The following is a 22895-nucleotide window of genomic DNA, read 5'->3' as shown; positions in this document are numbered from 1 at the left end:
CATACGCTGAACTCGTCCCACGAAGAACCCCGATTCAAGGAGAGTCCCTCATGTCCACACCCGCATCACTTCCGTATGCCTTTGTCGCCAAGATCGTCGCGGCCGATGGACAGCACGACGCGCTCGCCGATCTGCTCGCCGGCGCTGTCGCACTCGCCAACGAAGAAGTAGGAACGATTGTCTGGTTCGCGGTCAGGACCGACGCCGACACCTTCTGGATCTTCGATGCATTCCCCGACGAGGCCGCTCGCGACGCCCACGCCAACGGCGACATCGTCGCAGCCCTGATGGCCAACCAGCACCTCCTCGGCGCAGCACCCGAGATCCTGCCGGCCGACGTCCTCGCGTCCAAGCTCCCGTAGTCCGCCAACGCACGAGACGATCGCGCCCCGCCGAGCCGTCGCCAGGTCGCGACGCAACGCCATGCTGCGTTGCCGAGCGGTGCGAGGCCTATCGGCACACGGACAGGATGCCGGCCGCGAGCGCTCAGCCGGCGAGGGGTCCGTCGCAGAGGAGAGCGACGTCGGTGTCGGGCAGAGCCGTGAGGCCAGCGCATCGCGCGACCACCAGAACCGAACAGCCCCTGACCTGCATTTCCGCAGGTCAGGGGCTGTTCGCCGGAGCCGCCTGTCGGAATCGAACGGACGACCTCATCACGTCGGCTTTGCGTCTATCGCTTGATGCGCCCACGGGGCGAACGAGCCGCTGACCGGGCCGAACTATGCGATCTCGGCGACCACGACGACGGCGAGCACCATCGCGACCGCGGGGGCATGACGTGCCGCCACCGCGGACAATCCGGATCATGTCGGGTTCGGTGACACGCGCTTGACTCGGCCGTGACGCACTGTGAGTGTGAAGGAGTCAGAAGTTCACCACGCACAACCATTGGAGACTCGCCATGAAGGCTGTCGTCTATCAGGGGCCCAGGGATGTCGCGGTCACGGATGTTCCGGACGCGAAGATCGAGCGCCCCACCGATGTGCTGGTCAGGATGACAACGACCAATATCTGCGGCTCGGACCTGCACATGTACGAGGGACGGACCTCCTTCGAGGAGGGCCGCACCTTCGGCCACGAAAACATGGGGGAGGTGGTAGAGATCGGTAAGGGCGTGGAGAAGGTCCAGGTCGGCGACCGGGTCGTGCTGCCCTTCAACATCTCGTGCGGGTTCTGCAAGAACTGCGAGCGCGGGCTCACGAACTACTGCCTCACCACCCAGCCTGACCCGTCTGCCGCCGGTGCGGCCTACGGTTTTGCAGAGATGGGCCCGTACGGCGGCGGCCAGGCCGAGCTGCTCCGGGTGCCCTTCGGCGACCACAACGCACTGCGCCTGGGCGAGGACGCGGAGGAGAAGGAGAATGACTACGTCATGCTCTCCGACATCTTCCCCACCGGTTACCACGCCACCGAGATGGCTGGCGTGATCCCGGGCGACAGCGTCGTGATCGCTGGAGCCGGTCCGGTGGGTCTGATGGCTGCGCTGTCCGCGACGATCAAGGGCGCCGCGAAGGTCATGGTGGTCGATCGCCACCCCGACCGGCTCGCGCTGGCCGAGCAGATCGGAGCGATCGCCATCGACGACTCCAAGACCGACCCCGTGCAGGCTGTGCTGGACGAGACCATGGGGCTCGGAGCCGACCGTGGCTGCGAGTGCGTGGGCTACCAGGCCCACGACCCGCAGGGGAACGAAGACCCGGCTGCCACCTTGAACATGCTCATCAACTCGGTGCGTTTTACCGGCGGGATCGGCACCGTCGGCGTGTTCGTCCCCGAGGACCCGGGGGCCAAGGGCGAATTGGCCAAGCAGGGCAAGGCGGCCATCGACTTCGGCACCCACTGGTTCAAGGGACAGACCATGGGCAACGGTCAGTGCCCGGTCAAGAGGTACAACCGCCGGCTGCGTGACCTGATCGCGGCTGACAAGGCGAAGCCGTCCTGGATCGTCTCCCACGAGATCTCGCTGGACCAGGCCGCCGACGCCTACAGGAACTTCGACTCCAGGTCCGAAGGCTGGACCAAGGTCGTCATCAAGCCGGGTATGTCCGACGGAAAGAAGGCAAACTGACATGGCAGCAGATCTGCAGGGCAAGAGAGTCGCGATCCTCGCCGCGGACGGGGTCGAGCGCGTCGAACTCGAGCAACCCCGCGAGGTTCTGGACAAGGCCGGCGCTCGGACCGAGGTCCTCTCGCTCGATGAGGGCGAGATCCAGGCCCGCGAAAACGACCTGGACCCGGCGGGGACGTTCGGCGTCGACGGGCTGGTGGCTGAGGCCTCGGTGGCCGACTACGACGCCTTGGTGCTTCCGGGCGGCACGGTGAACCCCGACCAGCTCCGGGTCGACAAGGACGCTGTCGCCTTCGTCCGGGACTTCGTCGAGAGCGGCAAGCCGGTGGCGGCGATCTGTCACGGACCGTGGACGTTGATCGAGGCGGGCGTGGCCACCGGTCGCACCCTGACGTCCTTCCCGAGCATCCGCACGGATCTGCGCAATGCCGGCGCGAACGTCGTTGACGAGGAGGTCGTGGTCGACAAGAATCTCATCACCAGTCGTTCGCCGGAGGACCTGCCGGCGTTCTCCGCGGCGATCGTGTCCCAGCTCGATGGCACCACGACGAAGGAAGAGCAGCAGTCATGAGTGTGACCAAGGGACTGCTGGTCAGGTTCGACGCGCTGCCCGGCAAGGAGGACGACGTGAAGGAGTTCCTTGACAGCGGCCGTGCGCTTGTCGGGGAAGAGCCGGCGACCACTGCGTGGTTCGCGATCCGCCTCGGGCCCTCCTCCTTCGGGATCTTCGACGTGTTCCCCGACGACGCCGGACGTGACGCTCACCTGTCCGGTGCTGTTGCGGCAGCTCTCGGCGAAAACACCGGCACGTTGTTCTCCGAACCGACGATCGAGAAGCTCGACGTGTTGGGCTCCAAGCTTCCCGCCTGACACGACAAACCGGGATTACTGACCCCGACATGAGGGGCCGCTGCGCGCGGTGACTTCGGGCTGACACAGTCCGTTGACGTCGTGGCAGCGGCCCCTTCTCATGCGGCCTATCGCACATCCCTAACAGATCGAGGAACCGCGATGACAGGAACTGACAACGACGTTGCCACGACGCGTTCACCCGAGGTAGCAGTGATCGGGGGCGGGATCGTCGGTCTGTCGACGGCGTACGCGCTGCGGGAGCAGGGCGTTCCGGTCCGCTTGTACGAGGCCGGTGTGCCCGGCACGGGTCAGTCCGCAGGCGAGTCGCGGATCTTCCGGCACGCCCACGACGACCCGCGACTCGTCGCTCTCGCGCGCGAAAGCCGCGGCGTATGGGATGAGTGGGCCGAACACTTCGACGTCGAGCTGGTCTCATCAGATGGTGTCGTGGCGATCGGCGACAGCGCCCTGGCGCGGCTGCGGGTGCTCGACCAGGTCGGCGGCGTGGAAGCGCACGAGATCGATGCCGCCGAGCTCGCCCAGCGAATGCCGCTGCTCGCTGGGTACTCGGGGCCAGCGGTGCTCGACGAGTCGGGCGGCGCGATCCGCACCCGCACCGCGATCACGGCACTCGCGGGTGGCCTCGCAGATGCCGTCACCACCTCAGAGGTCATCTCCATCGATCCCCGTGCCGATGGGACGGTCGAGGTGCGCAGCGTCACCGACCGGGCTGTCTACTCCAAGGTCGTCGTGTGCGCCGGCCGCGAAACCGCCCGCCTGGCCCGCAGCGTCGGCCTGTCGCTGCCGGTTCGCCTTGCCGCACACGTCCGGCTGACCTTCGACGTGAAAGCCGCCGCCCCGGCACGAGTCGCGTGCCTGCAGGACAGCAGCGGCGTCTTCGGCGAAGTCGGCGTGTACGCGACCCCGCTACCGGGTAACAGCAGTTATTCGGTCGGACTCAGCGAAACCGTCGGCGTCCGCGACGACGGAACGTTCATCGACCCTGCGGCGATTCGATCGCTGGACGAGCGCGCACGCGAATACGTGGCACGGGCGCTGCCCGGTCTCCACCCAGAGCCGCGCGATTTCCTTCACTGCTGGGTGACCGACCTCCCGTGGAGCGAGGACGGCGTGGCCGTGTGGGAGGCAGGCTCTGTCTTTTTTGTGGCCGGTCACAATCTGTTCAAGCAGGCACCTGCGCTGGGTCGCGCTCTTGCCCGGGCTGCGACCGGCGGCGGTCTCAGGGGCGAGCTCACGCCCGACGCGCGCCTCGGCGAAGCCCAGGACTAGTGGCCGTTGACCCACGGATGCGACGCCAGCGCTAGCTGGGGCGAGGTGGTGGAGTTGGTCCGCGGGCAGGGGCAAGGCCACCATCGCCCACGAGCTGATGATCAGCCTCAAGACCGTGCGCAACCACGTCTCCAACATCTTCGCCGAGCTCCACGTCTCCGACCGCTCCGCCGCCATCGGTTAACTGCCCGAAACGAGGGGGGTGCCATGATGCGTGGATGCCTGACCCACGGACACTTCTCGACGCAGAGCGAAGGGAGACCCTCGCTCGTCTCGCGACCCTCACCGGTGACTTCGACGCGCTCGTCGAGGCCAGCGAGGGGAGCAACGCCGACGACGAGCACGACCCGGAGGGGGCGACGATCGCCTTCGAGCGCTCGCAGGTCGATGCGCTCGCTCGGCAGGCGCGCGAGCACCTCCGCGAGATCGACGCTGCTCTGGCCCGCCTCGACGCAGGCGACTACGGCACCTGCGAGCGGTGCGGTCGCCCCATCTCGGCGGGTCGGCTCGAGGCGCGACCCACGGCGCGGACCTGCATCGATTGCGCTGCCCGCTGATCGCAGGTGGTGCGGATCAAGGACATCCCGTGCGCGAGCACGCGGGATGCCTGTGTCTCATGGGCCAAGCGGCCCATCATGCCTCCGGGATCTCCCGGCCAAAGCTCTCCAGCGTGATGTCCTCCGGCTCGGGGCCACCGCGCTTGCCGGTGTCGAGGCCGTCGATGGCGGCCAGCTCGGTCTCGGAGAGCTCGATGTCGAAGACGTCGAAGTTCTCGGCGATCCGCGCGGGGGTCACGGACTTCGGGATGACCTGGCGGCCCTGCTGCAGGTGCCAGCCGAGCATGACCTGCGCGGGCGTCCTGCCGTGTGCGTCCGCGATCGAGCGGATCGTCTCGTTCTCGAGTGTGCTCGTGTGGCCGGAGTCGCGGTAGAAGGTGATGCCGCCGATCGGGGACCACGCCTGGCTGACGATCCCGAGCTCGTTGTTGCGGTCGAGCAGCGCCGACTGGCGGAAGTACGGGTGCACCTCGATCTGGTTGACGGCCGGCACGACCTCGGTCTCCGCGAGGAGCCGGTCGATGTGCTCGTGCATGAAGTTCGAGACGCCGATGGCGCGCACCCTGACGTCGGCGAGCAGCCGCTCCAGCGCTCGGTAGGCGCCGATCGTCGTGTCGAACTCGCCCGGCAGAGCCTGGTGCAGGACCAGCAGGTCGATCTGCTCGACGCCGAGCTTGCCGGCGCTCTTGTCGAAGGAGTGCAGCGTCTCGTCGTAGCCGTAGTCGCTGATCCAGATCTTCGTCTCGACGAAGACCTCGTCGCGGGCGAGACCGAAGCGGCGGATCGCCTCGCCGACCTCGCGCTCGTTGCCGTAGGCGGCGGCGGTGTCGACATGCCGGTAGCCGACCTCGAGCGCGGCCTCGACCGCCGCGATGGTCTCGTCCGGCGGGGTCTGGAAGACGCCGAGGCCGAGGGCAGGCATGGTCACGCCGTTGTTGAGGGTGATCGTGGGGATGCTCATGGTCTCGACGCTAGCCGGAGAGGTCCGGGAGGCCGCCGAAGGTGCGTGGTCGGGCATCGGTGTCCTGCTCGCGGGTGTTGCGCTGCTGCGTGGATCACGCTTCGGGACCACCCGAGCCCCTTGCCGAGGGGCTCACAGCCGCTGACTCCCTGCCCTCTCGGGCTGGCCACGGGTGTGTGCGCTCAGCCGCGCAGCTTCGCCGCGCTCCGCTCGGGTGCCAGGTCCAGCCGCCGCAGCAGTTGCGCGTTGAGCGCGACGACGATCGTCGAGAGCGACATCAGGATCGCGCCGACGCTCATCGGCAGGACGAAGCCGATCGGGGCGAGCACGCCGGCGGCCAGCGGCACGGACAGCAGGTTGTAGCCGGCAGCCCACCAGAGGTTTTGCTTCATCTTGCGATAGGTCTCGCGCGAGAGGTCGATGACCGACAGGACCGAGCGCGGGTCGGAGCTGGCGAGCACGACTCCGGCAGAGCCGATCGCGACGTCGGTGCCCGCGCCGATCGCGAGGCCGACGTCGGCCTGCGCGAGGGCTGGGGCGTCGTTGACGCCGTCGCCGACCATGGCGACCTTCCTCCCTTCGTCCTGCAGTTGCGCGACCTGGGCTGCCTTGTCCTGCGGACGCACGCCGGCGAGGACGCGGTCGATGCCGAGCTCGGCGCCGACGGACTCGGCGACCGCCTGCGCGTCGCCGGTGATCATGACGACCTGGGCGCCGACGGCGTGCAGCGCGTCGACGGCTTCGCGGGACTCGGGGCGGATCTCGTCGGCGAGGCGCAGCGCCCCGATCACGTCACCGTCGGCGAGGACGTGGAGGATGATCGAGCCCTCCTCCCGCCAGGCGTCGGCGACGGGCAACTCACCGAGAGAGTGCTGCTCGAGCAGGTAGGGGCCGCCGACCTCGACGGTCTCGCCGCCGACCTCGGCCCTGACCCCGACCGCCGGCGACGAGGTGAAGCCGCTCGCGGACGGCACCGTCAGCCCGCGGCGCTCGGCCGCGCCGACGATGGCCCGGGCGAGCGGGTGCTCGCTGTCGGCCTCGGCGGCCGCTGCCAGCGCGAGGACCTCCCCTTCGTCGCGCCCGTGGGCCTCGATGCCGGTGACCGTGGGCTCGCCGCGCGTCAGCGTGCCGGTCTTGTCGAAGAGCACCGTGTCGACCGTGCGCATCGACTCCAGCGCGAGCCGGTCCTTGACGAGCACGCCTGCGCGAGCGGCGCGCTCGGTCGCGATCGAGACAACGAGCGGGATCGCCAGGCCGAGTGCGTGGGGGCAGGCGATGACGAGGACGGTGATCGTGCGCACGACCGCGTCGTCGGGCAGGCCGATGAGTGTCCAGACGAGTGCGGTGATGATCGCCGCGCCGAGGGCGAACCAAAAGAGCCAACCGGCCGCGGTGTCTGCGAGGCGCTGGGCCCGTGACGATGAGGACTGGGCGTCGGCGACGAGACTCTGGATGCCGGCGAGCATGGTCTCGTCGCCGGTCGCGCTCACCTCGACCCGCAGGCCGGAGTCGGTGGCGACGGTGCCCGCGACGACGGTGTCGCCGACCTCGCGCCGCACCGTGCGCGACTCGCCGGTGACCATCGACTCGTCGATGCTCGCCGATCCCTCGACGACCCGCCCATCGGCGGGGACGGACGCGCCGGGCCGGACCACGACGACGTCACCGACCGCGAGGGACGAAGGGGGGACCGTCACGATCTCGTCGCCCTCCACGCGCTCCGCCTCGTCGGGCAGCAGTGCGGCGAGCGAGTCGAGGGCGGAGGTCGTCTGGGCCAGGGAGCGCATCTCGATCCAGTGGCCCAGCAGCATGATGACGACGAGGAGCGCCAGCTCCCACCAGAAGCTCAGCTCGTGGTGCAGCAACTCGAGGCTCGCGCCACACGACGAGACGAAGGCGACGGTGATCGCCAGCGCGATGAGCAGCATCATCCCGGGCCTGCGAGAGCGGATCTCGTCGACGGCGCCGGTGAGGAAGGGGCGTCCGCCCCACGCGTACATCACGGTGCCCACGAACGGTGCGATCCACGTCGTCCAGCCGTGGTGCGGCAGGTCGTAGCCGACGAGGTCGGCAAACATCGGGTCGAAGCCGACGACCGGGACGGCCAGCACGAGCATGATCCAGAAGAGTCGGCGGAACTGCGCGACGTGGTCGCCGTGCCCCGCGTGCCCACCGTGGTCGCCGTGCCCACCGTGCCCGGCATGGGTGTCGTGCTCGGCGTGCTCGTGGTGCAGGTCCTCGTGCATGTCGTGGTCCGGTTGGGCGGTGCTCATGCCCAACGAGTATACCCCATATGGGTATGTTCCCAGCCGGCGGTTGTCCACAGCCGGTCCATGAGAATCCGTTGAATCAACAGGGGTTGAGGGGGTTCCCGGCGACCCCATGTCGAACATATGATCGAAGCATGTCAGTGGCGACGCAGTGGGAGGGTCTGGGGCTTGTGTCGGGTCTGCGGGACTCGGTGCGAGCCCTGACGATCGCTGCCCTGGAGATGCCGGACCTGTGGCAGGCACCGGAGGAGGAGCTGGCGGAGGGTCTGGCTGCGATCGGTCGGGCGAGGGCGGTGCTCGAGGCGGCCGAGGTGGCGTTGGTGCGCGAGGGCATCGCGCGGGGTGTTCCGGAGCGTGAGTCGTGGTCGGAGACCGACTGGGTCGGGGTGAGCGAGGGTCGGTCCGCTCCGCGGCCGGCGGTGCGCCACGTGACGTCTGTGGTGCGGGTGGCCAGGGCAGGTCTGCGGGCCGGAGCCGCGCTCGTCGACCGCACGCACGACGAAGGGGGCAGCGTCCCCCTTCGTCCGGACGCACCTGAGCAGGTGGCCGGCGAGGTGCAGCCAGAAGCAGAGGAGTGGGGCGATCGGCCGCCGCCGGCCGGCCTCGCCGGGGTGCTCGCCGATCTCGAAGGTGGCCACCTGCCGCTGGGCAAGGCCGATCAGCTGGTGCGCTTCCACGAGGGGATGTGTCGGGTTGCCGACCCCGAGCTCCTCGAGGCGGATCTGGGGGTCCTGCTCGGTGCGGCCCGCGACGAGGTCGTGCGCACCGGCCCGGGTGGGCGCGTCTCGGGTCGGGTTCCGGGGCTCGACGAGCGCAAGCTGGCGGCGGCGATCACCCAGACGACGCGGATGTTGAGCCCGGCCAGGGATCTGGCGGCGGATGACGAGCGGGCGCGGTCGGCGCGGTCGTTGACGAGCCACACCGATGCCAGCGGGCTGACGCGTTACAAGCTGGTGCTCGATGCGGAGGGCGCGGCGATCATCGACGCGGCGGTGGCGGGGTTGTCGAAGCCGGTCCCCGGCCCTGACGGCGAGCGTGACCCGCGGCCTGCGGCGCGGCGTCGCGCGGACGCCCTGGTGTCCATCGTGGGTCGTGGGGTGTCCAGCCCGGGTGAGGTGGGCACGAGTGACAAGGCGCAGGTGATGGTGACCATCGCGATGTCCTCGCTGCTGATGGCCACGGACAGCACGTGCGGAGTCTGCGGGTCTCAGGGGGTCGGCGGCAGCGGTGTCGCAGGGCAGTTGGGTGCTGGTGGTGTGGCCGGTGGCGGTCACGCCGGCGGGGTCACGGCCTCAGGGGCGGTGCTCTCGCCGTCGAGCGTGCGCAAGCTGGCCTGCGAGGCCGGGGTGATCCCGGTGATGCTCGGCAGTGGTGGTGAGCCGCTCGAGCTGGGGCGCGCGACCAGGTTCTTCACCCTTGGGCAGAAGCGGTTGCTCTGGTTGCGGGACGGGGGGTGCACCTTCCCGGGGTGCACGATGCCCGCGCACTGGACCGATGCGCACCACGTGCGGTACTGGTCTCTGGGTGGGCGCACCGACATCGGCAATGCGGCGTTGCTGTGCGAGCGGCACCACACCCGCGTGCACCAGCAGGAGCTGGCGTGCACGGTCCGTGACGGCGGGGTGACCTGGCACCTGTAGCCACCCCGCCCCGCGCCCGACCCCGCGGTCGGGCGCTGCGGCACGCCCCCGCGGCCCTGAGTTGGGGGCCCGTGAGATCGCATTTCCTTCAGGTCGTGCGGAGTTGGGCGGGGGAAGCCGCATTGCCCAACGGCAATGCAGGGGTGCGGGCATTCGGGCTGGCCGGCCCCCCTGCCCACTGCCCCCTTCGCTCGCGGCGCCCCTGCGGTGGCGGTGGGGTGCGGCCGGCCGCTCTCCGAGCTTGCCGACCTCGGGAGGGCGACCCCGGTCGGGTAGCCGTCGGCGTGCGCCGACGCGCTGGTCGAGGCGAAGGGGGAGCCCGCTTCCTTCGTCGTCTTGTGGATCGTCATGCCGGCGACGCTCAACAGATGCTGCCGGAGGCGCGCCGCGTGCTGGCCGAGGCCGACCGCTTCACCACCTACGTCCGCAGTCGTCACGGCCGCCTGCGGATGGGTTATGCGTGGGCTGCGCTGCGTCGGCATCACGGCGTCGGCGACCGCCGACCACGACCCGGGCCGGGCGTCGTCTACCGCCCGGTGGCCGACGGTCCGCAGGATTCCCGTGCGGCTGGCCTGGTGGCGGGACGCGCGGCCGCGCGGTCCCGACGACTTCGTCGACGCGGTGACGGCGCGCTACGTCGGGGCCTGACGGGCCGAAGGGGGCCGCAGCCCGAGCAGCCGTCCACAGACCGGATGCGTGGTGGCCGGGCGTCCACAGCCGGTGGTCGTCGTCGGGCAGTGACGGGGGAGCGGCCTACGGTGGGGACATGCCGATCCTCCCTTCGCCCTCGCAACGGGGCTGACCCGTGGTCTGGGACGTCGACGACGCCGCGTGGGTGCGCGGGCTGAGCGATGTCGCCATCGTCGAGGCGACCGACCCGGGGTCCTTCGAGCGGGGCGTCGACTACGCCGAGAGCGGCATGGTGCAGCAGGTCGCCACGCTCAACCGTGGCCGGGTCCTCGTGGCCCGGGTGTCCGGCTCGGGGCGCGAGGCCTACCAGACGATCGTCTCCCTGCGCGGGGACCCGGCCGACGCCGTCGTCGAGTGGGGCGCGCGCTGCAGCTGCCCCGTGGCGCACGACTGCAAGCACGCGGTGGCCGTCGTGCTCAGCGTCCGCGACGCTCTCGGGGGCATCCAGCAGGTCGAGCCGAGCCGACCGTGGGAGGACGCGCTGGCCTCCCTCACCACCGAGCCGCCACCGGAGTCGCTGGACCAGGGGTCTCCCGTCGCGCTCGTCGTCGAGCGGGTCCAGTCACCGGTGCACACGTGGGGGCGTGAGCGCGCACCACGCGTGCGGGTGCGTCCGACCCGCCGCACCAAGGCGGGCCACTGGGCGAAGAAGTACTCGTGGAGCGAGCTCCTCCAGCCCAACTCCTTCACCGCGGCGGCGGTCCGCGAGGACCACCGCAGTGCTCTCACCTCCCTCTTCACCCTCCACGAGGCGCGCACCGGCGCCCGCCGCTACTCCTACGGGTCGGGCGGCGACGTCCACCTCGACGTGCTCGGGCCCGATGTCTGGACGGCACTGCGGCGGGTGCGCGACGCGGGCGTCGCGCTCATCGCGAGCGAGGCCGGCGATGAGGTCGAGATGCTCGACGAGGCGGTCGAGGTGGTCCTCGACGTGACGGCCGTCCACGAGGGGCTCCTGCTGCGCCCTTCGATCGACGGTGCCGGCCCGGACGCCGGTGATCTCCAGCTCGTCGGCGAGCCGGCGCACGGAGTCGTCTGGACCGAGGCGGGCGACGACGGCGAGCGGGTGCGGCTGGCGCGCTTCAGTGCGGATCTGACACCCGAGCTGGGTGAGCTGGTCGCCGGCCGTGACATCGTCGTGCCCGAGGCAGATGTCGAGCGCTTCGTCGCCCTCTTCCTCCCCCGGCTGCGGGAGCGGGTCACCGTGATCTCCTCCGACGACAGCGTCGACCTGCCGCAGCCCGAGCCGCCGCAGCTGTACGTCCACGTGCGTCGTGACGGCCACGGCGTGCTGCTCGACCTGGGCTTCGCCTACACGGCGGGAGGGCACACCCATGTCGTCGGTGCCGACGAGCAGGGGTCGCTCCCTCGCGATCGGCGGGCCGAGCGCGCCCTGCTGGAGGGCCTCGAGGCGCTCGCCGACCTGCCGGGCGCGAGGATCCGGTCTCAGCACGGCTGGCGACTGCGCTCGCCGATGCGGCTCCACGGGCCCGCGGCGGTTCTCGCCCTCACCGAGGTCGTGCCGCGGCTCGACGACGACCCGCGCTGCATCGTGGTCGTCGACGACGACGTGTCGAGCTTCGAGGAGCTGGACGCCGAGCCCGATGTGTCCCTCCACCCGGCGAGTGACGACGGCGGCTCCGACTGGCTCGACCTGCACGTGCGCGTCACCGTCGGCGACGTCGAGGTCCCCTTCGAGCCGCTCTTCGCCGCGCTCGTCGCCGGCGACGAGATCATGCAGCTCGAGACCGGTGAGTGGTTCCGGCTCGGCCACCCGGTCCTCGACGATCTGCGGGCGCTCATCGAGGAGGCGCGGGCACTCGTCGAGCCGGAGGCGGGCGAGGTGCGGCTGAGCCGCTACCAGGTCGACCTCTTTGACGAGCTCGCGGCGATCGCCGACGTCGAGGTCGAGCACGCCTGGCGCTCGGGTGTCGAGACCCTCCGCGAGATCGACAGCCGCCCGGTGCCCGAGGCGCCGGCCTCCCTGCAGGCGACCCTGCGGCCCTACCAGCTCGAGGGCTATCACTGGCTGAGCACGCTCTGGGACGCCGGTCTCGGGGGCGTCCTCGCCGACGACATGGGCCTGGGCAAGACCGTGCAGACCCTGGCACTGCTCGCCCGCGCCCACGAGGCGGGCGAGCTCGACCGGCCGGTGCTCGTCGTCGCCCCCACGAGCGTCGTCGGCACGTGGGCCAGCGAGGCCGCGAAGTTCGTCCCCGACCTCGTCGTGCGCACCCTGCCGCACACCCACCGCCGCCGCGGCGAGTCCGTCGCCGAGGCGGTCGACGGCGCCCACCTCGTCGTCACCTCCTATGCGGTGCTGCGCATCGACGCCGCGGAGTTCGCCGAGGTCGGCTGGCGTGGCGTGATCCTCGACGAGGCGCAGTTCGTCAAGAACGACCGCTCCAAGACCCATCAGGCCCTGAGGCGGCTGTCCGCCCCCTTCGTCCTCGCGGTGACCGGCACCCCGCTCGAGAACTCGCTCATGGACTTGTGGTCCCTCTTTGCGCTCGCCGCGCCCGGGCTCTACCCGCGTCGGGACCGCTTCGGCGACCTCTACCGCAAGCCCATCGAGTCCGGCGAGCAGCCCGAGCTCCTCGACCGGCTGCGCCGCAGGATCCGCCCGCTCATGCTGCGTCGGACCAAGGAGGAGGTGGCGATCGACCTGCCGCCCAAGCAGATTCAGGTTCTCCCGGTGGAGCTCTCCTCGACCCACCGGCGCATCTACGACCGACACCTGCAGCGCGAGCGCAAGCGGGTGCTCGGGCTGCTCGACGACCCCGACGCCAACCGCGTGGCGATCCTTGCCTCGCTGACTCGGCTGCGGCAGCTGAGCCTCGACCCCGGTCTCGTCGACGGCGAGCGCCGCGGCCAGGGCATCTCGGCCAAGCTCGACGTGCTCGTCGAGCACCTGGGCGAGCTGGCCGTGGAGGGCCACCGTGCACTCGTCTTCAGCCAGTTCACGGGCTTCCTCGCGATCGTGCGCGAGCGGCTCGAGGGCGAGGGCATCACGACGAGCTATCTCGACGGGGCGACGACCGACCGCGCGAGCGTCATCGACGCATTCAAGCAGGGTGAGCAGACCGCCTTCCTCATCAGCCTCAAGGCCGGCGGTGTCGGCCTGACCCTCACCGAGGCCGACTACGTCTTCGTCCTCGACCCGTGGTGGAACCCCGCCGCCGAGGCGCAGGCCATCGACCGGGCCCACCGCATCGGGCAGGACAAGCCGGTCATGGTCTACCGCCTCGTGTCGACCGGCACGATCGAGGACAAGGTCGTCGAGCTGCAGGAGCGCAAGCGAGATCTCTTCCAGCGGGTCGTCGACGACGGCGGCGAGCTGTCCGGGGCGATCACCGCTGCCGACATCCGCGCCCTCCTCGAGCCCGACGGGTGAGCCACCCCCCTGCAGGGGCTCACCTGTCGGTGGGGGCACGAGATCGCCTCCGACGTCGGGGACCCACCAGTCCGTATTGTCCTCGGCAAATGCGCGCGGGGTCCGTATTTCCCTAGGGAAATACGGGGCAGGGTCAGGCGCGCAGCACCTTGTCCATCGCCTTGCCCTTGGCCAGCTCGTCGACGAGCTTGTCGAGGTAGCGGATCCGGCGCATCAGCGGGTCCTCGACCTCCTGCACCTTGACCCCGCACACCGATCCGGTGATGAGCTCGGAGGCCGGGTTGAGTTGCGCCTGGTCGAAGAAGTCCTCGAAGGTCGTCCCCTCGGCCAGGTGCCGCTCGAGAGCCAGCTGGTCGTAGCCGGTGAGCCACCGGATGACCTCGTCGAGCTCGTCCTGGGTGCGCCCCTTCTTCGCCACCTTGGTGACGTAGTGCGGGTAGACGTCGGCGACGGCGGTCGTGAAGATCCGGTGCATGTGGCCAGCCTAGGTCGGGATCCGCAGGGCAGCGGTGGTGCCGACCGGGTGGCGCGGTCGGCGTGAGGGCGCCACGCGCAGCCCGTCTGCAGCTGGCAAGGCCGGGCGTCGGGGCACGGTGAGTCGATCCGCTGGGGCCGGGCGGAGAGCCCCTCGGCCGCACCGCGGTCGAGCTCCCCGGTGGCCACGTCGAGTCGCTGGGTCAGCCCGTCGAAGGTCACCTCGACCACGAGCTCGTGGTCCTCGTCGTCGGCGACGAGCACCGGGGTGGCGTTTCCCCCCTTCGATCCTGTACACATGTACATGTACGGATGTACAACAACGAAGGGAGGGGCCGTGGGCTCCACGCAGGACCGGCCGGCTCCGGGGCGGCGCGACCCCGAGGGGCGGCGCCGCGCGATCATCGATGCGGCCGCAGAGCTGATCGTCGAGGGCGGCGCCTCCTCGCTCACCCACCGCGCCGTCGCGGCCCGCGCCGGGGTCTCGCTCGGCTCGACGACGCAGTACTTCTCCTCCCTCGACGAGCTGCGCGAGCTGGCCCTGCAGTCGCTCTCCGACCTCATCGACGCGGGCCTGGCCGAAGTCGAGGCGCAGCTGCTGCCGCTCGACGACGCCCCCGAGCGACTGGCGCAGGAGATGCACGCCTTCCTCAGCGACGAGCGGGCGGTGCGCGCCGACCTCGAGCTCGTCCACTCCGGGCTCGGCGACGACCCGAGACTGCGCGAGCTCGCGCTGCGCTGGACCGACCGGCTCGTCGAGATCCTCGCCCGTCACCTCGACCCCTACGTCGCCGAGGCGATCGGCCTCTACCTCGACGGCGCCACCCTCCACGCCGGGCTGCACGACGAGCCCGTCTCCGCCGAGACCCTCGCCCGGGTCTTCCGCGCCCTCATGTCCGCCCCCACCACAGCCACCACCACGACCGAAGGGAGTGACCCCCGATGACCACGACCCCCACCTCGACCGCCGCCTCCACCCAGGTGTCGACCCGCCGCGCCTGGGCGGCGGTCGCCGTCCTCAGCGCGAGCCTGCTCGTCATCACGATGGACATGACGATCCTCAACATCGCGCTGCCGGACATGGCGGCCGAGCTGCGACCCACGGCCAACCAGCAGCTGTGGATCGTCGACGTCTACTCCCTCGTCCTCGCCGGGCTCCTCGTCCCGTGGGCGGCGGTCGCCGACCGATGGGGCCGGCGGCGCATGCTGCTGCTCGGCTACGCGATCTTCCTCGTCAGCTCGCTGCTCGTCCTCGTCGCCGACACGGCCGAGGCGGTCATCGTCCTGCGCGCCCTGCTCGGCATCGGCGGCGCGATGATCATGCCCAACACGCTCTCGCTCATCCGGGTGATCTTCACCGACGCCGCCCAGCGGGCCACGGCGCTGAGCATCTGGGCTGCGGTCTCCGGTCTCGGGGCGGCGGTCGGGCCGCTGGTCGGCGGATTCCTCCTCGAGCACTTCTCCTGGCACGCGGCCTTCCTCGTCAACGTGCCGCTGATGGTCGCGGCGATCATCGCCGGCCTGGTCGTGCTGCCCGAGTCCCGGGTCGAGGGCGCCGGACGGTGGGACGTCACGGCCGCCGTGCTCGCCCTCGTCGGCATGGTCGCCTTCGTCTGGTCGGTGAAGTCCTTCGGCAAGGAGGCGAGCTTCACCCACCCGCCGGCCCTGCTGGCCCTGGCGATCGGCGTCGGCGCGCTCACCGTCTTCGTCCGGCGCTGCCTGCGCAGCGACTCCCCGCTGCTCGACGTCGGTCTCTTCCGCAGCCGGCCCTTCTCCGCCGGCATCATCGCGGCGCTCGGCACCACCTTCGCTATGCTCGCCGCCATGCTCCTGCTCACCCAGTGGTTGCAGCTCGTCGAGGGCGCCAGCCCCATCGAGTCCGGCATCAAGCTCATCCCCGTCGCGCTCGCCGGTGCGGTCGCCTCGCTCGCCGCGCCGCCGCTGGCGCGGGTCGTCGGGGCCCGGACGGTGCTCGCCTCGGGACTGGGGCTGGCCGGGATCGGTCTGCTCGCCGTCGGGCTGGGGCCCGACGAGGTGACCTACCCGCTCGTGCTCACCGCCATGCTGCTCGTCGGTGCCGGCACCGGGTCGCTCGCCATCGCCTCGGCGATGGTCATGATGGGCTCGCCCGAGGACAAGGCCGGCAACGCCGGCGCCCTCGAGGAGACCTCCTACGAGCTCGGCGGCACCCTCGGCGTCGCGGTCCTCGGCAGCGTCTCGGCGCTCGTCTACCGCACGCACCTGCAGGACTCCGCGGCGCTCCAGCAGGCCGGCCCCGAGGCCGCCCGGCACGCCGAGGAGTCTCTCGGCGCGGCCGTGGCGACCGCCGACGAGCTCGGTCTGCCCCGCCTGGCTGCCGACGCGGGCGAGGCCTTCACCGCCTCGCTCCAGGTCGCCGGCGTCGCCGGGGGCCTGCTCATGCTGACCGTCGCCGCCACGGTCTTCGTCCTCACCCCGCGGGGGACCGACATCACCGGCGCCGCCCACTGAGCGGGGTCGGAGCCTACTTCGACGCCTCGAGCAGCCGCTCGAGCTCCTCCGGGGTCATCCCCTCGACGAACTCCGCGCCCTCCTCACGAGCGTCGACCTCGACGGGCTGCTCGAAGTACCGGTCGTACTGCTCCTGCGCCGCCTCCGGGCCCTCCTCCCAGTCCTCCTCGCTCGGGGCGGACTCGTAGTCCCCGAAGTTGTCCTCCCACTCCTGGACCTCCTCCGGCGTCATCCCGTGGTGGTACTCCGGGTCCTCCCACCACCAGAAGGTGTCGGCGTCGTCGATCGCCTGGTGCTGGGCCGCGTGCCGCATCTCGTGGTAGACGGTGTGCAGGATCATCGGGTCGTCGAGGATGTTGGGGTTGATGTAGACCTCGTTGGCAAACCACCAGTCCTCGAGCCAGGCGCCGTTGCCGCTCATGTCCTCGTCCCAGTTGATGTCCGGCATCCCCGTGCCGTAGTGCTCGGCGCGCTCCTTGATGATCTGCTCGACGATCGCGCGCCGCTCGTCCTCGCTGTAGCCCTCCCAGGCCTCGCGGACCTCGGGCGGCAGGTCGCCGTACTCCTCGGGGTCGCGCGACTGCCCCTCGTCGGCTGCGCCTCCGGGGCCCGAGCCCCGGGGCGGTGGGTCCGCGGGCACGCCGCTGCCGCCGCCAGTCCCTGCGCTGCCGTCCTCCTGCTCGCCCGCATTGCGCTCGGCGATCGAGGAGGCCTCTTCGAGCGTGCGGGCGGCCCGCTCCAGCCCTTGGGCAGCCGCGGGCCAGTCCGACCCGATGAAGTGTTCGCAGTCGGGGCCGGACCACACCTCGGCGAGGACCCGGGATAAGGCGTGCCCGGACGTCACCAGCCCGTCGAGGTCGCTGCTCGACCGCTGCAGCGACCGGGCGATCTCGTGCAGGCGTGCGGCGTCGGCGCCGTGGCTGACTGGGCTCATCTGGCGCCCGCCGGGTCGAGGACGAACCACGTGACCTGCCCGTCGGGGCTCTCGTGGCGGTCGAGGACGCGCCCCTCCTCACGACGGGTCGACTGGCTGCCGACGCGGACCTTGCGGGTGCGCAGGATGTCGTACTCGTCGGCGACCCGCAGGACCGACCACGGGCGCTCGTGGGAGCCGTCGCCGGTGGCGAGCACGCTCGACACCGACAGCCGCGACATCCGGGCCTCGCGCTCGGAGGCGGCGTGCTCGCCGAGCGCCGCGAGCGCGAAGGACAGCAGCCGGTGCGCCGACGGGTTGAGCGCCGCACCTGGCATCTGCTCGGTGATGCCCGTGACGACGGCCACGTGGTCGCCGCGGCGCAGCAGCGGCGCCATCGCCGAGTGCAGCTCGAGGTCCGGGTCGAAGCTGCTCGAGCGGGTGACCGCCTTGCGCAGCGCGTGCAGTCGCTCGTCGTCAGGGTGTCGTACGTAGTCCCTGACGAGGTCGCCGAAGGTCTGCGCCCCGGCCTCGGTGTCGTGGTCCATCGTGTCTCCCGGTGGTCGTCGTCGCGTCCCAAACTAGGGCGCGCCGACCCCGCCTGCCCAGGGGAGCACTCCCCGCTGCGGCGGACCGGAGCGTCGGCGAAGATGGTCGTGCCCACCCCGCCGACAGGAGGCTCCCGTCATGTCTCGCACTCCCTTCGCCCTGGTCGCCGTCATGCTGCTGCTCGCCCTCACCGCGTGCGGCGGCGCCGAGCCGGACGAGGGCGGGACGAGCGGGTACCCCTTCCGCCTGCGCATCGAGCCCGGCGCCGGCGGCGACCCGGTCAAGCTCCTCGCCGTGGAGGGCCAGAGCGTGGACCTCGGCGCAGGTGACGAGCCGCTCACCCTCACCGTCGAGACCGTCGAGGGGGACACGGCGACCGTCACGACGAGCGAGCCGGTGACCTCCGACGGTGCCGAGGTCTCCCACGTCACCGTGACGAAGGGAGAGCCCGTCACCTTCACCGCCGGTGACGAGCAGTGGACGGTGACGTACGAGGAGATGTCGGTCGAGTAGCGCCGAGCCGGTAGCGTCGGTCGACGTGAGCGGCACTCCCTTCGACCAGGCCCTGCAGGCGGCGCGGCACGACGACCCCTCGGTGCGGCAGCGCGCCGCGCTGTGGCTCGGCACCCACGCGGACGAGACGGTGGCCGCCGACCTCGTGCGACTGCTCGTCACCGAGCCGGACTTCTACGTCCGCGAGACCCTGACCTGGGCCGTCGTCACCCGGCACACCTCCACCTACCCGTTGCTCGTCGAGGCGCTGCGCGACGACTCCCTCGCCGAGGGGCCCGGCCGGGTCCAGGTGCTCCACGCCCTGAGCAAGATCCGCCGGCCCGAGTCGGTCGCCGAGATCCTTCCCCTGGCCGACGACGAGGACGACGCGGTCGCGGCCAAGGCGTGGTGGGCGCTGGGCCGCATCGGCACCCCGGGCGCCGTCACCGCACTCGTCGACGCCCTGGGGGTGGAGGAGGAGTTCCGTCGCCGCGAGCTGACCCGCGCCCTCGAGCAGGCCGGAGAGGCCGCGGTCGAGGGCCTCGCCGGCCGCCTGTCCGACCCCGACAGCTCCGTGCGCCGGCACGCCGCCGAGGCGCTCCTGGGTATCGGCGACCCCGCGGCCCGCCCGGCCGCCCCGGAGCTCTTCCACGTCGTGGCGACGGACGACAAGGAGGTCGTGCTGCCCGCCGTCGAGGCCCTCGCCGCCCTCGATCTGCCCGAGGTCGACGACGTGCTGCGTCGTCTGCGCGACGGCGACGACGCCTGGCTGTCGATCACCGCTGGGTGGTTGCTCACGGACCGGTCCGGCACCGCCTGAGCCGCCCGGGTTCACGCTACAATGGGGCGCATGCGCTCCCGGACCCTACTCCTCCAAGCCCTGATCGGCCTGCAGGCACTGCTCGTGGCCTCGCCGATCGCGACGATCGACAACCTGCTCACCTCGCCGCGGGCCGTCGGGGCCCAGGGGCGGCGTGCAGACCTGCCGACGACGATCGCGTTGGGCCTCCCCTTCGTCGTGGCGCTGCTGCCCGTCGCCATGGTCGCGGTGGCCGTCGCCCTGCACCGGCGCACCCCCGGCTCGCGGCGGGCCGCCGCCGTGCTCTCGGTCGTCGCCCTCGTCGTGGCCCTCGCGCCCGGCCAGCGCGGCATGACCACCGCGGCCCCGATCGTCCACGGCATCCCGCTCGCGGTCGTCGCCGCGGCGACCCTCCTCGTGCTCTGGCGTTCGCGCGCCGAGAGCACCCGCGACCTCGGCCGCTCCCGCGCCGGTCGGGTCACCGTCGCCCTGCTCACCGTCTGGGTCCTCGCGCTCGCCGCGCTCGGGGCGAGCAGCCGCACGATCCCCGTCGGGCCGCTGTCGAGTGCCCTGAGCACCGACCTCGACGTCGACCGGGTCACCCCGCAGGGCGAGCTCGAGGGTGAGCCGGCCGAGCAGTCACCGCAGCTCGCGCCCAACCCCGACAGCAACATCCACGGCGACGCCGCGATGACCGACGCCTACACCGACCGCGACGTCCTCGACCCGCGGCAGGCCAAGGTCATCCGACGTCACCTCGGCGGGGTGTGCGCCTCGGTCCTGCGCGACGAGCACGAGCGCCTCGTCGCGGTCTGCGTCAACGCCACCCGCGTGACGCTCAACGTGCTCGACCCCGACACCCTCGACGTGCTCGCCCGCGAGCACGTGGCCGACCGGCCCTTCCGGGCCGACTTCGCGACGAACTTCGCGGGAGGCGGCTACGCCGTCCTCGACGCCGACCAGCGCGTCGTCCTGCCGACCTCCGACGGTCGGATCACCCGGTGGCGGGTCGCCGACGACGCGGGCGACCCGCAGATCGCGCCCGTGGACGAGTTCGACATCAGCGACGGTCTTGCCGACGGCGAGGGCATCAACTCCGCCGTGCCCGGCACCGACGGGCGGATCTGGGTCGTCGGGCAGCTCGGCTCGGTCGGTCTCCTCGACCCCGAGACCGGGCGCGCCGGGTGGACCCGGTTCGAGGCGGCGGACATCGAAAACTCCTTCGCCGTCGGCGCCGACGGCCGGGCCTGGGTCGTCACCTCCCGCGAGCTCGTCGCCCTGAGCGGGGAGACCGGCACACCGCGCGTCGTCTGGGAGCAGACCTACGACGCGGGGTCGCGGCGCAAGCCGGGGCAGACGAGTCGGGCCTCGGGCACGACTCCCACGCTCATGGCCGGCGAGCGGCACGTGGCCATCACCGACAACGCCGACCCGCGCATGCACGTCGTCGTCTACGACACCTCCGCCGGGGCGGGGGACAAGGAGGTCTGCCGCGTGCCGGTCTTCGCGCCGGACCGCAGCGCCGGTGACAACTCGCTCATCGCCATCGGCCGGTCCCTCTTCGTCGAGAGCAACTACGGGTACAACCTCTTCGACGCGACCTTCGGCCGGTCGACCCAGCCGGGTCTGACCCGCATCGACGTCACCGACGACGGCTGCGAGGTCGTGTGGGCCAACGACGAGATCCGCATCCCGTCGACGGTCTCCAAGGGGACCGCGTCCGGCGTCATCGCGACGTACACCAAGGAGGAGTCGGCCGCCGGCATCGACGCCTGGTACTTCACCGCGGTCGACGCGACGACCGGCGAGATCATGTGGCGTCGCCTCGCGGGCACCGGCTCGATGGTCAACAACCACTACGCCGCGACGTACGTCGGCCCGGACGGCTCGATGCTCGTGGGCGTGACCGGCGGGCTCGTCGCCCTCGTGCCCGAGCAGCCCTAGACATCCCACGGGGCGGCACGCATACGGTGCCGGTGTCGTCTCAGCGGCCGGGGAGCAGGTCGGTCCGGCCGAAGGCCAGGGCCGTCGCCCGCGCCGAGGGCGCTCCGGCGTCGAGGTCGGCGCCGCGCTCGAGCAGTGCGGTCACGACCTCGACCTCGCCCTTGAAGACCGCGCCGGCCAGGGGTGACTGACCGCGCGCGTTGAGGGCGTCGACGTCGGCGCCGCGACGGGCGAGCTCGCCCACCAGGCTCGCCTGCCCGTGGTAGGCGGCGAGCATGAGCAGGGTGTTGCCCGCCTCGTCGGCCAGGTCGACCGGGGCGCCGGCATCGAGGTAGGGCACGAGGCCGTCCACGTCGCCGGCCCGCGCGAGGTCGAGCAGGCGGTGGGCGAGCGCGACCGCCTCGTCCTGCGGCTGGTCGGCCCCGGTGGCCTGGGCGTAGGCGTCGTCGACGTCGCTCATGCGCCCAGTCTGCCCGGCGTCAGCCCTGCGAGGGCGGCTGGCCGCCACCGCCCATGCCGCCACCCGCGCTGGGCTCGGTCGTCGTGTCGACGTGGACCGCCAGGCTGGCGGTGTACCCCTTCGAGACGCTCCCGGTGATCGTGGCCAGCTGCTGGTCGAGGCTGTCGGCGAAGATCCCGTCGTCCTCGACCGAACCGACGCCCTCGAGGTTGCGGGTCGACCCGTCGTACTCGTCGCGGGCGTAGACCTGGGTGAGCATGTCCTGCGGGAAGGCGACCTGCGAGGTCGCGATGACGTTGTCGACGTCGGTCGCGGAGTCGACGTCGGGGTAGACCTCGAGGTGGATGTGCGGCCACCGACCGGAGTAGCAGCCCGGCACGATGGTCGTGAAGCTCACCCGGCCGTCGTCGTCGGCGACCTGCACCCCGCGCAGCCAGGTCTGGTCCTCGACGCCCTGGGTGTACATCGAGTAGCGGCCCTGCGCGTCGCAGTGCCAGATGTAGACGGCCGCCCCGGCGAAGGGAGCCCCCTGCGCCATGTCCGTGACGGTGAAGTCCATCGTCAGCGGGACGCCGTCGACGCGCTCACCGTCGTCGAGGCTCGTCGTGATGTCCTGCCGGACGATGCCCGACTCGGAGAGGACGTTGACGTCGTCGACGGTGCCGTCGGCGGGGTAGGGGCCGTTGGTCTCCTCGGGGATCTCCGTCGACGAGCCGGCGCTGCTCGTCGCGGACCCCGAGGTGGCGCTGCTCGTCGCGGACCCCGAGGTGGCGCTGCTCGTCGACGAGCCCGATCCGTCGGCACCGCACGCGGCGAGCGCCGCCGAGCCGAGTCCGAGCCCGAGGACGCCGAGCGCCCGACGGCGCGTGAGCAGGGTCGCGACGTCAAATCCGGCGCCCTGGTCGACGAGCTCGTCGTCAGGGCGGGGGAGGGCGCGGCCCTCGTAGGTGGGGCGGGTGCGCTGCTGGCGGGTCATGGTCGGCTCCTGACGTGGTGGTCGCTGCACGAGCAACACTCGCGGCTCGCGCCGTGGCGGTGCTGTGGGCTCCCTG

General features: G+C 71.4%; 21 protein-coding genes and 1 pseudogene. 15 read left to right on the top strand and 7 right to left on the bottom strand.

The features are described from left to right. Positions 1-50 precede the first annotated feature (50 nt). The 7 genes and pseudogenes from AB4Y78_RS09045 (at position 51) to AB4Y78_RS09015 (ending at position 4767) form a co-directional block, all read left to right on the top strand. On the top strand, positions 51-362 hold the full coding sequence (locus AB4Y78_RS09045) for a putative quinol monooxygenase (RefSeq protein ID WP_421009278.1): 312 nt from the start codon (positions 51-53) through the stop codon (positions 360-362). 539 nt (positions 363-901) lie between these two features. After that, entirely contained in the window at positions 902-2068 is a 1167-nt protein-coding gene (locus AB4Y78_RS09040) for a glutathione-independent formaldehyde dehydrogenase (RefSeq protein WP_040881699.1), read from the top strand. 1 nt (position 2069) lies between these two features. Further along, complete coding sequence (locus AB4Y78_RS09035; protein ID WP_441713405.1) at positions 2070-2639, top strand: type 1 glutamine amidotransferase domain-containing protein; 570 nt, start codon at positions 2070-2072, stop codon at positions 2637-2639. Further along, positions 2636-2938: a putative quinol monooxygenase gene (locus AB4Y78_RS09030; protein ID WP_441713404.1), complete on the top strand. Its 303-nt coding sequence runs from the start codon at positions 2636-2638 to the stop codon at positions 2936-2938. Before AB4Y78_RS09035 ends, AB4Y78_RS09030 begins: the two co-directional genes overlap by 4 nt. A gap of 141 nt (positions 2939-3079) precedes the next feature. Continuing rightward, positions 3080-4210 carry an NAD(P)/FAD-dependent oxidoreductase gene (locus tag AB4Y78_RS09025; protein ID WP_441737060.1) on the top strand — a complete coding sequence of 377 codons (1131 nt, stop codon included), beginning with the start codon at positions 3080-3082 and terminating at the stop codon, positions 4208-4210. A gap of 67 nt (positions 4211-4277) precedes the next feature. After that, positions 4278-4394 (top strand): annotated as a pseudogene (locus AB4Y78_RS09020) (LuxR C-terminal-related transcriptional regulator); the annotation flags it as partial. 34 nt (positions 4395-4428) lie between these two features. Beyond that, the gene (locus AB4Y78_RS09015; protein WP_007929433.1) at positions 4429-4767 is read left to right on the top strand and encodes a TraR/DksA family transcriptional regulator; all 339 of its coding nucleotides are present in this window, start codon (positions 4429-4431) and stop codon (positions 4765-4767) included. Positions 4768-4843: 76 nt separating this feature from the next. Here AB4Y78_RS09015 and AB4Y78_RS09010 read toward each other — a convergent pair whose 3' ends face one another. Further along, entirely contained in the window at positions 4844-5728 is an 885-nt protein-coding gene (locus tag AB4Y78_RS09010; RefSeq protein ID WP_441713402.1) for an aldo/keto reductase, read from the bottom strand. 182 nt (positions 5729-5910) lie between these two features. Continuing rightward, complete coding sequence (locus AB4Y78_RS09005) at positions 5911-8001, bottom strand: heavy metal translocating P-type ATPase (RefSeq protein WP_441713400.1); 2091 nt, start codon at positions 7999-8001, stop codon at positions 5911-5913. Between the two features lie 131 nt (positions 8002-8132). On the opposite strand from AB4Y78_RS09005, the gene AB4Y78_RS09000 reads away from it, so the two are divergent. The 3 genes from AB4Y78_RS09000 (at position 8133) to AB4Y78_RS08990 (ending at position 13722) form a co-directional block, all read left to right on the top strand. Then, positions 8133-9638, top strand: coding sequence for an HNH endonuclease signature motif containing protein (locus AB4Y78_RS09000; RefSeq protein WP_441713399.1), 1506 nt, complete (start codon positions 8133-8135; stop codon positions 9636-9638). 456 nt (positions 9639-10094) lie between these two features. Then, positions 10095-10286 (top strand): hypothetical protein, encoded by a 192-nt coding sequence (locus AB4Y78_RS08995; protein ID WP_441713398.1) that lies wholly within the window; start codon positions 10095-10097, stop codon positions 10284-10286. A gap of 157 nt (positions 10287-10443) precedes the next feature. Continuing rightward, positions 10444-13722, top strand: a complete 3279-nt coding sequence (locus AB4Y78_RS08990) for a DEAD/DEAH box helicase (protein ID WP_441713397.1) — start codon at positions 10444-10446, stop codon at positions 13720-13722. Positions 13723-13855: 133 nt separating this feature from the next. On the opposite strand, the gene AB4Y78_RS08985 is transcribed toward AB4Y78_RS08990, so the two are convergent. After that, entirely contained in the window at positions 13856-14197 is a 342-nt protein-coding gene (locus tag AB4Y78_RS08985; RefSeq protein ID WP_441713396.1) for a DUF2200 domain-containing protein, read from the bottom strand. 336 nt (positions 14198-14533) lie between these two features. On the opposite strand from AB4Y78_RS08985, the gene AB4Y78_RS08980 reads away from it, so the two are divergent. Both AB4Y78_RS08980 and AB4Y78_RS08975 read left to right on the top strand, forming a co-directional pair. Next, positions 14534-15142: a TetR/AcrR family transcriptional regulator gene (locus tag AB4Y78_RS08980; protein ID WP_072625904.1), complete on the top strand. Its 609-nt coding sequence runs from the start codon at positions 14534-14536 to the stop codon at positions 15140-15142. Then, positions 15139-16686, top strand: a complete 1548-nt coding sequence (locus AB4Y78_RS08975) for an MFS transporter (protein WP_441713395.1) — start codon at positions 15139-15141, stop codon at positions 16684-16686. The genes AB4Y78_RS08980 and AB4Y78_RS08975 overlap by 4 nt, the downstream gene beginning before the upstream one ends. 13 nt (positions 16687-16699) lie before the next feature. Here the strand turns inward: AB4Y78_RS08975 and AB4Y78_RS08970 are convergent, their stop codons facing one another. Both AB4Y78_RS08970 and AB4Y78_RS08965 read right to left on the bottom strand, forming a co-directional pair. Beyond that, positions 16700-17620 carry a hypothetical protein gene (locus AB4Y78_RS08970; protein ID WP_441713394.1) on the bottom strand — a complete coding sequence of 307 codons (921 nt, stop codon included), beginning with the start codon at positions 17618-17620 and terminating at the stop codon, positions 16700-16702. Further along, the gene (locus tag AB4Y78_RS08965) at positions 17617-18147 is read right to left on the bottom strand and encodes a DUF4919 domain-containing protein (protein ID WP_306514549.1); all 531 of its coding nucleotides are present in this window, start codon (positions 18145-18147) and stop codon (positions 17617-17619) included. Before AB4Y78_RS08965 ends, AB4Y78_RS08970 begins: the two co-directional genes overlap by 4 nt. 139 nt (positions 18148-18286) lie before the next feature. Here AB4Y78_RS08965 and AB4Y78_RS08960 point away from each other — a divergent pair, with 139 nt between their 5' ends. From AB4Y78_RS08960 to AB4Y78_RS08950, 3 genes are read left to right on the top strand one after another with little or no spacing between them, the layout of a single operon-like run. Beyond that, positions 18287-18661, top strand: coding sequence for a hypothetical protein (locus AB4Y78_RS08960; protein ID WP_306514550.1), 375 nt, complete (start codon positions 18287-18289; stop codon positions 18659-18661). A gap of 25 nt (positions 18662-18686) precedes the next feature. Then, positions 18687-19460, top strand: a complete 774-nt coding sequence (locus AB4Y78_RS08955; RefSeq protein WP_265230278.1) for a HEAT repeat domain-containing protein — start codon at positions 18687-18689, stop codon at positions 19458-19460. Between the two features lie 30 nt (positions 19461-19490). Beyond that, positions 19491-21383, top strand: a complete 1893-nt coding sequence (locus AB4Y78_RS08950; RefSeq protein WP_441737058.1) for a hypothetical protein — start codon at positions 19491-19493, stop codon at positions 21381-21383. Between the two features lie 40 nt (positions 21384-21423). On the opposite strand, the gene AB4Y78_RS08945 is transcribed toward AB4Y78_RS08950, so the two are convergent. Together AB4Y78_RS08945 and AB4Y78_RS08940 are read right to left on the bottom strand one after the other, a co-directional pair. Continuing rightward, the gene (locus tag AB4Y78_RS08945; RefSeq protein WP_441713391.1) at positions 21424-21843 is read right to left on the bottom strand and encodes an ankyrin repeat domain-containing protein; all 420 of its coding nucleotides are present in this window, start codon (positions 21841-21843) and stop codon (positions 21424-21426) included. 19 nt (positions 21844-21862) lie between these two features. Continuing rightward, a complete protein-coding gene (locus AB4Y78_RS08940) occupies positions 21863-22819 on the bottom strand; it encodes an intradiol ring-cleavage dioxygenase (RefSeq protein WP_441713390.1) in 957 nt (318 codons plus the stop codon). Positions 22820-22895 lie beyond the last annotated feature (76 nt).

This window comes from Janibacter sp. RAF52, assembly GCF_052114035.1.
In the GTDB taxonomy this organism is placed as follows: domain Bacteria; phylum Actinomycetota; class Actinomycetes; order Actinomycetales; family Dermatophilaceae; genus Janibacter; species Janibacter hoylei.
Note: the sequence above shows the minus strand (reverse complement) of the source record. Positions and strands in the feature narration are given on the sequence as shown.